The organism is Haloferax sp. Atlit-12N (assembly GCF_003383095.1).
In the GTDB taxonomy this organism is placed as follows: domain Archaea; phylum Halobacteriota; class Halobacteria; order Halobacteriales; family Haloferacaceae; genus Haloferax.
In genome coordinates, this window is the sequence record NZ_PSYW01000001.1 from 901566 (window position 1) to 914878 (window position 13313).

Annotated in this window: 11 protein-coding genes; 6 read left to right on the top strand and 5 right to left on the bottom strand. The window is 65.9% G+C overall.

The genetic code is table 11. The features are described from left to right. Positions 1-1152 carry a hypothetical protein gene (locus tag C5B90_RS04660; RefSeq protein WP_115879482.1) on the top strand — a complete coding sequence of 384 codons (1152 nt, stop codon included), beginning with the start codon at positions 1-3 and terminating at the stop codon, positions 1150-1152. A 46-nt stretch (positions 1153-1198) separates the two neighbouring features. Continuing rightward, entirely contained in the window at positions 1199-3850 is a 2652-nt protein-coding gene (locus C5B90_RS04665; RefSeq protein WP_115879484.1) for a hypothetical protein, read from the top strand. 418 nt (positions 3851-4268) lie between these two features. Here C5B90_RS04665 and C5B90_RS04670 read toward each other — a convergent pair whose 3' ends face one another. The 4 genes from C5B90_RS04670 to C5B90_RS04685 all read right to left on the bottom strand — a co-directional run bounded on the left by C5B90_RS04670 (position 4269) and on the right by C5B90_RS04685 (position 7923). Beyond that, entirely contained in the window at positions 4269-4916 is a 648-nt protein-coding gene (locus tag C5B90_RS04670; RefSeq protein WP_199517437.1) for an MBL fold metallo-hydrolase, read from the bottom strand. A 124-nt stretch (positions 4917-5040) separates the two neighbouring features. Then, on the bottom strand, positions 5041-5472 hold the full coding sequence (locus tag C5B90_RS04675) for a universal stress protein (RefSeq protein WP_115879485.1): 432 nt from the start codon (positions 5470-5472) through the stop codon (positions 5041-5043). Positions 5473-5926: 454 nt separating this feature from the next. Further along, positions 5927-7408 carry a tripartite tricarboxylate transporter permease gene (locus tag C5B90_RS04680; RefSeq protein ID WP_115879486.1) on the bottom strand — a complete coding sequence of 494 codons (1482 nt, stop codon included), beginning with the start codon at positions 7406-7408 and terminating at the stop codon, positions 5927-5929. Further along, on the bottom strand, positions 7408-7923 hold the full coding sequence (locus C5B90_RS04685) for a tripartite tricarboxylate transporter TctB family protein (RefSeq protein ID WP_058568544.1): 516 nt from the start codon (positions 7921-7923) through the stop codon (positions 7408-7410). Before C5B90_RS04685 ends, C5B90_RS04680 begins: the two co-directional genes overlap by 1 nt. Before the next feature lie 292 nt (positions 7924-8215). Here C5B90_RS04685 and C5B90_RS04690 point away from each other — a divergent pair, with 292 nt between their 5' ends. Then, a complete protein-coding gene (locus tag C5B90_RS04690) occupies positions 8216-8863 on the top strand; it encodes an MBL fold metallo-hydrolase (protein ID WP_115879487.1) in 648 nt (215 codons plus the stop codon). Positions 8864-9108: 245 nt separating this feature from the next. Here the strand turns inward: C5B90_RS04690 and C5B90_RS04695 are convergent, their stop codons facing one another. Continuing rightward, positions 9109-10152: a zinc-binding dehydrogenase gene (locus C5B90_RS04695; protein ID WP_115879488.1), complete on the bottom strand. Its 1044-nt coding sequence runs from the start codon at positions 10150-10152 to the stop codon at positions 9109-9111. Positions 10153-10399: 247 nt separating this feature from the next. Between C5B90_RS04695 and C5B90_RS04700 the strand changes: the two genes are divergently transcribed. The 3 genes from C5B90_RS04700 (at position 10400) to C5B90_RS04710 (ending at position 13274) form a co-directional block, all read left to right on the top strand. Further along, positions 10400-11410: a tripartite tricarboxylate transporter substrate binding protein gene (locus tag C5B90_RS04700; protein ID WP_058568547.1), complete on the top strand. Its 1011-nt coding sequence runs from the start codon at positions 10400-10402 to the stop codon at positions 11408-11410. A gap of 180 nt (positions 11411-11590) precedes the next feature. Then, a complete protein-coding gene (locus C5B90_RS04705; protein ID WP_115879489.1) occupies positions 11591-12280 on the top strand; it encodes a 4-carboxy-4-hydroxy-2-oxoadipate aldolase/oxaloacetate decarboxylase in 690 nt (229 codons plus the stop codon). 220 nt (positions 12281-12500) lie between these two features. After that, on the top strand, positions 12501-13274 hold the full coding sequence (locus tag C5B90_RS04710) for an IclR family transcriptional regulator (protein ID WP_115879490.1): 774 nt from the start codon (positions 12501-12503) through the stop codon (positions 13272-13274). Positions 13275-13313 lie beyond the last annotated feature (39 nt).

A 13313-nucleotide genomic window follows, 5' to 3' on the forward strand; every position in this document is an offset into this window, starting at 1 on the left:
ATGAACATATCCAAATACGTACGCAGCGCGGTTCCGTGGAGCGGCACCGACGAGTCGAACGACGACGCGGTCATCACCGACGGTGCGGGCGGCGGCGCGGTCGAGGCGAACGCGGCGGCGGACCGACCGAGCGCCGACAGCGACGACCACGACGAGAACAGCGTGGGCGTGTTCTTCCCGCCGAACACGCTCGCGGACGTGGTGCGGCGCGAGTGGATTTCCCGCGCCGAGGAGATGCTCGGAACGTCGATTCCGACGCGGTTCGTCCAGGACGTCCGACTCGGGCGCAATCCGCTTCGCATCGAGGACGTCACGCCGATGCTCGCCCCGGAAGTCGAGCGCGAACTGCTCAGGCTGTCGTACGACGCGGACCACGCGCTGGTCCCGTCGTCGCTCGGGACCGGCTTTCCGGCCTACAAGTTCGTCGACGTCGGCCTCGTCTTCGAGGAGACGGTCGACGTGGTCGTTCCCTCGCACAAGACCGCGGACGGACTGTACAAGAACCCGCAGAACGCGCTGTTGGCCGGCCTCGGCGTCGCGGTCATGGACGCGCCGGCGATACTCATCGACCACCGGTCGCAGGCGGTCGGGATGGACGACGTGCCGCCGGAACTGGCGAAGTTCCTCGCGGCGACGACCCACACCGACGTGGCGAACCGGTCGTTCGGCTACTGGAGCGCCGCGATGACGACGGTCCCCATCGGCGGCCGCGCCGAGATGGACCTCAACCCCGCGATTCAGCGGGCGGCCAACAGCCTCACGCCGTGGCTGTCGGCCGAGCAGTGGGCCCCGTGGGCGATTGAAAACGGGGACATCGAGCCCGATGCGACCGTGCCGACGCTGGCCGAACCGGACCTGATGGTCGTTTTGCCCCACGGCGTCACCCTCGGCCAGCACCACAACCTCCGGACGATTCACGCGGACGTGTCCAACGCCCACGTCGTCGGCTTCTGGCCGCTCGACGCGGGGTGGATACACACTCACGTCCGCCGGGCCGGCGCGGCGTACGTCGACGCGGAAATCCACGACGAATCGTCGCCGCTCCGGCAGGTGTGGGAGTCGCACACGGCGAAGTTCGGCGTGAGCGACCCCGTCGACCGATGGGAGCGCTTCTTTGCCGACCACATCGAGCCGGCGCTCCCGGAGCAGTAAGCCGTACCGCCCGCAGACGACCCACGAACGCGCGTTTTCACCGACCATGACAGACGATATTCAACTCGTAGAACTGAGCGCAGTCGTCGAACCCGCCGCCGACGACCACGAGCGAGCCGACGAATCGAGCGACAACGACTCCAGCACCAGCCGACGCCGCTGCCTCCTTTGGGTCGCACTCGGCGTGACGGCCGCCGTGCTCCTCGGACTGGGCGTGGTCGCGGTCGTCGCTCCGGAATCGGTCGAGGCGGCCATCGCTCCGAACCTCGGTCTCTTCGGGCTGGTGCCCGCATTCCGCCCGCGCCTGCGGGCGCTCCGACGGGCCGTTCGGAGGGTGGTCCCGTTTAGGGCGACCCGAGACGAACCACCGGACCGCCAGCCCGAGGGCGCGCCTTCGCTCGATGGGGCGGACGACGCGGACGACGCGAACGCCGAGACGAACCCGGACGGCTCGGACCTCTCGGACGCGGACGACGCGAGCGACACGAACGACCCGCCGTCGATTTCAGTGAGCCGCCTATCCGACGAGCGAGACGTGTCCGTCATCGTCGACCACCTCATGCGTGCGTCGGACTCGCGGCCGCTCCCGGACGCGTTCGGCGTCGTCTCGCCCATCAAGCGCCCGCTGGCGTCGACGCTCGAAGGCATCCCGCAGGAACTCGGCGTTCATTGTCGGGACGTGAGTCCCGTTCTCGTCGGGACCGCGAACAACGAGACGACCGTCGAGCGACTCGGCCGGACGTACGAGCTACTGCTCGTGGTCACCCCGGACCACGAGGCCGTCCTCTCGGACGTGCTCCGGTACCTCCCGGCGCTGATTCGGACTGACGGGATTTCCGGCGTCGGTTCCGTCCGCACCGTGACGCTCCCGGCGTCGGACCGACCCGGGACCGAACGCGAGAGCCAAGGGACCCTGAAGGCGCTCCGCGGACACAAGGGCGAGCCACGGCACCCGATGGCCCGGACCGAACCCGACTTCATCGCCGCGTCGGCACCCTCCGAGTGGACCGGCCCCGTCCGGTCAGTGCTGTCCGACTACGCGCCGGTCATCGAGGTCGTCGAGTGGGACCGCCCCGCGATTCACGTCGCGGGGTTCGTGTTCGCGTCGGCGGTCGACCTCCCCGACCACGTGACCGCGTCGTCCGACGACTCTCCGGGGAGCCCTCCGTCCGGTGACGCATCGACTGACGACGCCGACGGACGACCGACCGGGAGAGGCGGTTCGACACCGACGAGAAGTTCGGCCCCCGCTGACGAGTCGACGCCCACCACCCCGCCCGAGTCGTCGGGTGAGGACCCTCCGCAGTCGCCCGGTGCGGACGACGGGGCGACGCCCTACGACGAGACGACCCCACAGACCACACCGGACGGCGGCCGCGCGTCGGGCGGGTCCACCCGGCCCCGTTCGTCGCAGTCGTCGCCGCCAACTGGAGGGGATGCGCCCGACGAGGAGGCACCGCAGGCTGGTGCGGAATCAGATGACTCGACGACCGGCCCGACGCCCGACCAAGACGGACCGACCCGGACGAATCGGGGAGCCGATTCGACCCCGGAAAAAGACGAGTCGAGTCCGGGCGCTGGTAGTTCGGGTGCCGGTTCCACCGACGACCAGCCCGACGCGGAGGGTGAGAGCGACGCTCGTGGAGCCGAAGCCGACGGCGGCGACGGTGCGGGCGGTGCTGACGACGCTCCCGGCGCGGGAGACGACGCGCCGCCGAACGGAAACGCGGCGTCGGACGATTCGAATGCGCCGGCGAGTACGCGCCCGGAGCCTTCGGGGAAGTCGACTCAGCCGCCTTCCGAGTCGGACGAATCGCCTCCCGCGTCGAACTCCGCGGAAGCGACGCCCGAGAGCCGGCCGGCCGCCCCTGAGCGCGGACCGAATCGCTCCTCGTCGGACGGAGCGCCGAGCGGCCGAGTGCCGTCCGATGACGAGGCGTCGCGGACCGCACCGGAGTCCGAGACGGCGCTCCCGGCGGAGTTTCCGGTCCCGGCGGGGACGACTTCGGGCGACGAAGCCGACAGTTCGCCGAGCGGTGACGGTTCGAAATCGCCCTCGTCGGAGCCGTCGGCGACGCGGCCCGAGGGGTCGTCAGCGTCGCCGGCGGCGACCCCGGAGACACCCGCGGACGATGTCGACGCCGGTGCGGGAATCGTCCCGTTCGGTGACGCGCCCGCGTCGAGCGACCCCTCGGTCGTCGACGTGACCGAACACGTGCTGAACGAACTGACGTTTCAGGCCACGGCGACGCCGGGCCGAGAGGTCTACTCGACGGTGTACGCGGACGAGCAGGGGCTGATTAGACACCACCACGCCATCGACCATCCGGACTTCCTCCGGAGTCGCACGGACTCCATCTCGTTTACCTCGGAGTTCTTCTCGCACCTCCGGCGACTGGCCAGCCTCCACAAGGACATCGACCACCGCCTGGCCGGCGGCGCACACTCCCACCCGGTGAGCGGGCAACCGCTCCAGAGCGGCGCGGACAAGCGGTTCGTTCGGAAAGTCTGGCGGAACACCCGCAACACCTCGTTCATTGTCGGCGTGACCGAAGGCGAGGGACCGGAGGAGTGGACCATCACGGACGACGGGCGCGAGGTCCGCCGCCAGTCCAACGACCACCTCGTGCGAATCCGCGCGTTCTCGGGACGGAACGAGCCGAAGCGGATTCGACTCCATCAGAACATGGGTCAGTAGTCGCTTGCCGAGGGGCAAGAGAAAAAATATACTAATTTTGATGTTTTTATCAAATCATATTATATCGGAGATTTTTTAGCCGGCACAGGCAAACCCCCCATCTGACGACAAGAAACCGTCTTTGTAACCGTTGCATCGGGAGAAATAGGCCAAATTGTACGAATATCCACTCTGCACTCGCAACACTAATTCGAAAATAGATTGTACCAAGAATATCGGCGTGATAGACACTACAGAGTAGATATTGGTGCGTATCTGACAGCGTAACCAAACAGGACCGCCATCGTAGATACCCAAAAGTATCGGATACCAATACATCAAATAGTTCTGTGAGTTTTGGGTTGTGAACACGGTCGGCGCTGTGTGGCCGAGCGTGCGCCGACCGGACGCACCGCTGACCTGTTCAACCCGAACTCGCTCAGTACGACAGCGTCCACTCGCGGTCGATGAGCCAGTCGTCCAACTTCCCGAGCGGATCCTCGTCGACGTGCGTGCCGTGGCTCACGAGGACCCGTTCGATGTCGTAGTCGAACAGTTTAATGAGGTTCCGCTCGGCCTCCTCGTGGCTCAGGTCGTTGAACTGCGCCGCGGGCGGGACGAAGAATCCCGGTGGGAGGCCGCGGCGGTCCGAGCCCTCCAGTACGTCGCCGGCGATGAAGACGCCCTCGTCTTCCAAGAGGAGGCCGCTGTTCGCGACCGTGTGACCGGGGACCTGCACGATTCGAATCCCGCCGTCGAGTATCTCGTTGTGGCGGAAGTGCCGGTCGGCCTCGACGTCGAGCGCGTCGTAGAACCCCTTCGCCCCGCCGGGGACGAGAAGTTCGGGGTCGAACGCGTCCAACACCGCGGGCGTTCCGCCGAAGTGACCCTCGTCGCCGTGGGTGATGATGAGACGGTCGACGCCGCCGAACTCCGAGTCCAGCACGGATACCAGCTCGTCGCCGTCGTCGGGGAACGCCGCGTCGACCAGCGTGGTCGTGCCAGTCGGCCGGTCTTCGAGGACGAACACGCGGACGTGGTCGAACTGTATCGTGTACACGCCGTCTGCGACTGCTGTTACTGTCATGAGCAGTCGAGGCTACGGCGAGTCGCGGTAAAAAGGGGGTCGCGCGTTCTCAGGGACGGATAACGGGTGCCCCGAAACGGTACTGCGCGACGGCCGCCCGGTGGGTGACGTCGCCGGTAGACGGCTATTCCTCGGCGGCGAGCGTCGAGACGACCGGACACGACGCGTTCAGGAGAATGGACTGGGCGACGCTCCCGAACAGCATCTTCCCGGTGCGCGAGCGCCGTCGCGGACTCACCACGATGTAGCTCGCGTCCTGTTCGTCGGCGTACTCGGTGACTTCCTCGGCCGGGTTGCCGACGAGGCCCACCGTCTCGTACGGGACGGACAGTTCCGGCACGGCGTCTTCGGCCATCTCGGCGGCGGCCGACCGAATCTCCGCCATGTCCTTCGGCTCCTCGGCCTGTGCGCTCGTCAGCCCGAGGTCGACGAACTCCGAGCGAGTCAACGCGTGGACGACGTGGACCGGTTCGTCGAACGCCGCCGCCAGCGATGCGGCTTCCGCGACAACGTGTGATGAGCGACCTGACCGGTCGACTGCTGCAACAACGACCATACCAGCGTGTACCACGGAGAGATATAATATCGTTTCGCCGAATCTCGTTCGGAGCAACCGCGTCGACGCGGCTCGCGGTCCCGACGGTCGTCCTCCGCCCACGGGTTCGCCCGGCGAGCAGTATCTGAGTTCAACGATGTCGTAATACGGGTCGGAATCGGCGAGTTTCGTTACAGTTGTACTGCTGTAATTCCGATGCCAGACGGGAGAAAAATACCCCTGTATTTCAACATCCTCAAAACTGAGGGCGAGTCGAGCGGTACGCTCCGCTCTCGACGAAGGTACGACAGAGAGATGCGGAAGCGAGCGGGCCGAAACCCTGCCAGCCGCGGCAGGGGCTCAGCGAGGCGACGGGAGCGCAGCGCGGTTCGTGGACAGTCGGCGACGCGAGACGGCGCTCGACGGAACGCGCGTGCCGCGAGAAAAGAAAATCGGACGAGGTCTGAACGCGGTGCTACGCGCGAATCGAGCGGACGGCGGGCAGCGCAATCGCGCCCAGGCCGAGCAGGATGATGACGAGGGCGATGGGGCTCGTGAGGAAGATAGTCGGCGAGCCGCCCGAGAGGACGAGCGACCGGCGGAGGTTCTCCTCCGCGATGGGGGCGAGGATGAGCCCGAGAACCATGGGTGCCAGCGGGTACCCCCGGAGCCGCATCACGTAGCCCAACACGCCCGCGCCGAGCATGATCCACGCGTCGAAGACGTTACCGCGGAGGGCGATGGCTCCGATGACACACAGCACGAGGATGACGGGCCAGATGTGGGACTTCGGGATGTTGATGAGGCGCGCCCAGTAGTTCGCGCCGAGCATGCCGAAGATGAGGATGAACACGTAGATGAGGAGGAACCCGACGAAGATGGTGTACAGCAACACCGGCTCTTCTTGGTACAGGCCCGGCCCGGGGTTCACGTCGTGGACCAACAGCGCGCCGATGAGGATAGCGGAGACGGAGTCGCCCGGGATACCGAGCGTCAGCGTCGGAATCAATGCGCCGCCGGTACTCGCGTTGTTCCCGGATTCGGCGGCCGCGACGCCGCGGATGTTCCCCTCACCGAACGATGGGACGCTGTCTTTGAGCCAGCGGGTGGCCTCGTTGTACGTGATGAACGCGGCGATGTCGCCGCCAGCGCCGGGAATCGCGCCGATGAACGACCCGAGAACGCCCGAACCGACGCTGACCGGTGCGATGGACCGCAGGTCAGAAAGCGAGGGGAACACGCCGGATATCTCCTGGTCGACGCGGTCGTTCCCGCTGTTGATGCCCTGAGAGTACTTGCGAAGCCCCTCGGCGATGCCGAAGAGGCCGATCATGACGGCGATGAACTCGACGCCCGTGAGCAGTTCGGGGATGTCGAACGTAAAGCGGTGGAAGCCGGTCACGGGGTCGATACCGACCGTCGCGACGAGCATCCCGAGCAGGCCCGAGACCATCCCCTTCGTGAGCGAGTCGCCGCTCACGCTGGCGATGATTGTCAACCCGAAGAAGGCGAGTGCGAAGAACTCCGGCGACCGGAACCGGAGGGCGGCGTCGGCGATGACCGGCGAGAAGAACATCAGCGCGAGGACGCTGATGATGCCGCCGACGAACGACGCGATGGTGCTCACGCGAATCGCGCGACCGGCCTCGCCCTTCTGGGAGAGCGGGTGGCCGTCGAAGATGGTCGCCGCCGCCGACGGGGTGCCCGGCGTGCGGATGAGAATCGCCGGAATCGACCCGGCGTAGACCGCGCCACCGTAGATACCTAACAGGAGAATCATCCCCTGACTCGGCTCCATCGTGAAGGTGAACGACAGCAGGACCGCGATGGTCATCGTCGCGGTCATCCCCGGAATCGACCCCATGAGGATGCCGAGGAAGATACCCCCGACCATCAGCAGGAGGACGAACGGGTCGGCGAGGTTGACGAGCGCCTGGGAGATGTACTCGACGACCATCAGAAGGTCACCACCAGCGGGAGCTGTGGCAGCAGCCGCGACACCGGGATGACGCCCTCAGGCAGGCGCACGAGGAAAATCCGGCCGAAGATGTAGAACAGCGCGACGGGGAACCCAATCGACAGCGCCGCGACGAGCAACTTCGAGCGGATGTCCGAGTAGTAGAGGACGACCGGCATGAACAGCATGGTCGACACGAGGAACCCTAAAAGCGGCATCAGCAGGACGTATCCGACGAGGAACGCCGTGACGACGGCCGCGGGTCTGAAGTCGAACTCCGAGATTTCGAGTTCCGTCTCGGACCCCGTCAGCACGTCGATACCGGCGAAGAAGATGATGCCGAGCGACACCGCAATCGGGAAGAACGACGGCCCGACGCCGTCACCCGAGGGGAACTGGCTCGCGAAGAAGATGACGACGGCCGAAAACAGGATGAAGAAGACTGACAGCGGACTTGAACGAACACTCTCCAAGCCGATTCTATCAAGCACGGCCCCGACTTTCTGAATTACCATTATTTCTTCTGCCTCGTGGTATGATACCAAGCAATCGTATGTAATAAACATATTGGTATTTACGCGCCCGTTCGGGGCTGAAAGTCACGATTTCGACACGAAGCGAAATACGACCGAGACTATCGTCCACCGGCGCCCGCAGCGAGCCGTCGAGAGTGGGCGACCGCACAACGGACCGCGATTCGGTCGCCGGTCGATGGGGTCGGCGATGCGACATGTCCGCGGACGACAACGCCGGGGTTCGCGGCCATCGATAGAATTAACCAGCGTTGCGAACTACCGTTCCACCGGAATGAGTGTTAGCAACGTCACCGAGGGTATCGACCAGATTCAGTTCGAACACGTCCGGGTGCTCGTGTTGAAGGACGCGCCGGCGGGCAAGACGACGCTCGTGGACACCGGCTTCGACGAGGACGGCGACGAACTCGTCGAGATTCTGGAGCGGGAGTACGGCGGCGTCGACCGCGTCATCATCACCCACGGCGACCACGGCCACCACGGCGGCCTCCCGTCGGTGATGGAAGCGTTCGACCCCGAACTCCTCGCGTCGGCCAACGAGTCGAAGCTCCACGAGGCCATCGACTACGAACCGGACGTGGCGTTCACCGACGGCGACGTGCTCGACGGGAACATCCGCGTCATCGAGGTACCGGGCCACACGAAGGCGACTTCGGCGCTCCTGCTCGAAGACCGCGGGATTCTCATCTCCGGGGACGCCCTCGACGGGGCCGACCGCGCGGGCCTCCCGGCCGGCTACCTCCTCCCACCGCCGGCGCTGTTCAACGACGACCACAAGGCCGCAGAGATCAACCTCTACGACCTGCTCCAGTACGACTTCGAGACGCTGCTCGTCTTCCACGGCTCGCACGTCTTCGAGGACCCCAAGGGCAAACTCGACGACTTCCTCGTCGAGCGCGAGTGGGACCCCCGGCCGGAGTGACCCCGACGCTGACCCGTCGTACCGAGCGACGCCGACGGCGTCATAGTCCTCGATAGCCCACTCCGCGGCATGCTTTTCCGACCGTCGACCCCGAGCGGCCGCGCCGTAAACGGCGTCCGACCGAGACACGAACGAGTGACGTGACAGACGAGCGAGGCGGTGAGCGACCTGCGTCTGAGAAAAACCGCGGTCGAGAGATGAATCGCTGAGGAGAGTCGGCTGCGAACGAGACGGAACTGGTCGCGTCAGTCTCGAAGGACCGAAACGTCGAACACCGGCTTGCAGGTCTCGCCGGCGAGGAACGCCTCGAAGGCGTCTTCGGACTCGGTGAGCTGGAAGCGGTCGTCGAGGAACGTGGCGTGGTCGACGTCGCCCGTGCCGATGAGACGGAACGCCCGCTCGAAGTCCTCGAAGGTCGCACCGTAGGTACACTGGAGGTCGATTTCGGCGCGGACGAGCGGCGTGAACTCCATCGTGGTCTCGCCGGTCTGGCCGACGAGAACGATTTGGCCGCCCTTGCGGACCTGCTCGACGGCCATCGGTAGTCCCGACGGGTGGCCGGTCGTGTCGAAGACCACGTCGAAGCCGACGCCGCCGGTCAGCTCGCGCTGGATGCCGGTCAGGTCGTCTTCCTCGATGTTGAGTGCGGGGTAGCCGAGTTTCTCCGCGAGCGGCAGTCGGTAGTTCGTGTCCCGACCGACGCCCGCGACGACGACCTCCGCGCCCTGCGAGGCGGCCACCTGCGCGCAGAGCAATCCGATGGGCCCGGGGCCGGCGACGAGCACGCGGTCGCCCGCTTCGACGCGGGAGTTCCGGAGAACCGCGCGCGTGCAAATCGCCGTCGGTTCGACGAGCGCCGCGTGCTTCGGGTCGACGTTCGACGGTACCGACTGGAGCGCCGACTCCGGGACGGCGATGTAGCCGGCGTACGCGCCGTCGTGGTCGATACCGGTCAGTTCCGCGTCCTGGCAGATGCTCTCCTCGCCGATTTGGCACTGGAAGCACTCGCCGCAGCCGCGAATCGGTCGTTCGACCACGCGCTCACCGACGGAAAATCGGGTGGCGTCGTCGCCGCGTTCGACCACGCGGCCGGTGTACTCGTGGCCGATGATGGTCGGCATGTTCATCCGCTCGAAGGCGGATTTGAACTTGTAGATTCCCGCGTCGCTCCCGCAGAGCCCGGCGTAGTCGATTTCGATGAGGACCTCGTTCGACGCCGGCTCGGGTGTCTCGACGTCGACGAGTTCCATAGCTCCGGGCTCTCGGCTCGTTTTGGCTAACCCGCGCATATATCTCCTTGAATACCGCCGGGGTATAAATCTACGCTCTTGGGGGAGAAGCTTGCGGGCGGCGACCAGTCGCGCTCGCGCGCGAATCTGTTCGTCCGACCCGACGTTCCACAGTTGATTCGACCGAGACGGCGAACGACCCTCGCGGCCGCGCGGAACGAGCGACCACGCCGAACCCGCGGCCTTCGCGCCATATTCGGAGGGACCACAATGCTTATTGTATGGATTGTTCAAACATTCGGGTACAATGGGAGACGATACCATTAGCAATCGGAGTGGACGCAGCGCGCTGAACAGACGGAACTTTATCAAGGCCGCCGGCGTCGGCGGAGTGGCGCTCTCTGCCGGCTGTCTCGGCAGTCTCTCCGGCGAACAGGAGTGGCCCTCTCGGCCGGTCGAAGTCATCTCCCCGTGGTCGGCCGGGGGCGGGGCCGACCGAACCAGTCGCGCGGTCGCCGACGCGGCCGAGAACCACACCGATGTCTCGTGGAACGTCAGCAACCAGACCGGCGGCTCCGGCTCGGTCGGGATGAACGCGGCGGCCAACGCCGAACCCGACGGCCACACCATCGGCTGTACGGCCCCGGAAATCGCGCTGTTCGAACACCTCGGTATCGCCGACCTCAGCCCCGACGACATCACGCCCATCATGCAGTACACCGAGTTCCCCGCGGCGCTCGTCGTCAGCGAGGACGCTGAGTTCTCCACGCTCGAAGAGTGGATTACCTACGGGCAGGACAACACCCTGCAGATGGCGAACTCCGGCTTCGGCTCGTCGTGGCACATGGCGGCCGCCGGCATCGCCAGCGAGGCCGGCGTCAACGTCGAACACATCTCCTACGAGGGTGCCGCGCCGGCCATGACGGCCGTCGTGAACGGCGAGGTCGACTGTACCGCGGTCGGCGCGGCCGAGGTCGCCCCGCAGGTCCAAGACGGCGGCCTGACCGCCCTCGGCGTGGCGTTCGACCAGCAGGTCGAGGCGCTCCCGAACACGCCGACGCTCCAAGATCAGGGCCTCGACATCTCCATCGGCTCGTGGCTCGCGCACTTCGCGCCCGCCGGCATCGACGACGAACTGAAGCAACAGCTCGCCGACGTGTACAGCGCCGTCTACGAGGACGACTCGTTCGTGGAGTTCATGGAGAACAACAACTTCATCCGCGTCGAACGCGGCCCCGACGAGCTCCAGGACTTCCTCGACCAGCAGTACGAGTTCTACGGCAACCTCGTCGACGAACTCGGCATCGAAGAGCAGTAAGCCGCACTCGAATCCCGACTCCCCCGCGACTGAGGCACCCTACTCGACACGTACCTGCGCCCTTCTCCCTTTCGTTGGTTCCCGTGCCACCGCGAGCGCCAGTAGTTTCGACTCGGAGCGCGGACCGCAAGCGTTCGACCGACCGATAGTTTAACGTGAATCGTCCGCATCGGGTCGGGTATGCACACGATAGAGCCCGACGTAGAGCGACCGGACCACGAACTCGTCGAGGCGTTCGAGGAGATTCCGAGCACCATCGTCTCCGACGTGACCGGCAACATCGGACTGACCATGGACGCCGGCCTCCGTCCCGCCTACGACGGCGTCGAGATGGCCGGGACCGCGGTCACGGTGAAGGCCGCGCCCGGCGACAACCTCATCATCCACAAGGCAATCACGATGACCGAGCCCGGCGACGTGCTCATCATCGACTGCGACGGCTACACCGACACGGGCCACGTCGGCGAACTGATGTGTACCTCCTGTCAGGCGAACGGCCTCGCCGGACTGGTCATCGACGGCGCGTACCGCGACAGTCGGGAAATCGCCGAGATGGAGTTCCCGGTGTACGGCCGCGGCGTCAACCCGCAGGGGCCGCTCAAGCAGGACCCCGGCTCCATCAACGTCACCGTCTCCGTCGGCGGCGTCAGCGTCGACCCCGGCGACATCGTCATCGGCGACGACGACGGCCTGGCGGTCATCCCCCGCGAGGGAGCCGAGGAGGTCCTCGAACGCGCCCACGAGAAGCTCAGCGCCGAGGACTCCGTCCGCGAGGAAGTACTGGACGGCGAGTACCTCTACGAACTCAACGGCTACGACGAACTGTTCGAGAACCTGACCATCGTCGGTCCCGAAGACTCGATTCAGTAACGTCACCGAAGACGCGGCGGACAGCGACCGCGACTGACCCGCGAAGTCCGCATATCGACTGGCATGCCACCCGGCGACCCGCGTTTTTTGCGAGCATCCGACCCGTGGCGAGCGACGCCTCGACCCGTGACGCGGGTAGCCGAGGCGTTTGCCACCTCGAAATCCAACATCGTTGAAACGAATCGGTGCTATTAGGCACGCGGTGGCCCATTGTCGAATCATGACGAACTCCACCGGGTCGGGCTCGCGGCGGATACAGAGCGTCGAACAGGCGTTCGACATCATTCGGTACCTCCGCGAAGTCGACGGCGCGACGCTGTCGGAGACCGCCGAGGACATGGAGATGCCGGTCAGCACGGCGCACATCCACTTGGCGACGCTCGTGGACACCGACTACGTCGTCAAGGTCGGAAGTGAGTACCGCTGTAGCCTCCGGTTCCTCGAGATGGGCGGGTCGATGCGCGACGGGATGGCGCTGTACCGGGTCGCCAAGCCGGAACTCGACGAACTGAAAGAACAGACCGGCGAGCACACCAACGTGACGGTCGAGCAAAACGGGTTCGCCGTCCAACTCTACAAGGCCCAGAGCCCGGAGTCCATCGACGACGACGCGCCGCTCGGCGACCACCTCTACCTCCACTCGACGGCGACGGGGAAGGCGATGCTCGCGGAGCACTCGCGGGACGAGGTCGACCGAATCATCGACCGCCGCGGCCTCCCGGCGCTGACCGACGACACCATCACCGACCGCGAGGCGCTCCACGAGGACCTCGAAGTGGTTCGCGACCGTGGCTACTCCATCAACCGCGGCGAACATTACCCCGGCGTCTGCGCCGTCGGGACCGCAATCACGTCGGAGCCGGACGACGCCGTCGGCGCGATAAGCATCAGCGGCCCGATGAGCCGCATCGAGCCGGGGCGCATCGAGGAGGAACTCGGCCCAGCGCTCCTGAACAAGAAGAACATCATCGAGCTGAAAATCAAGCAGTACTGAGCGGGCGGTCTCGCCGCCGCCGGATGTGGCCGTCGCTCC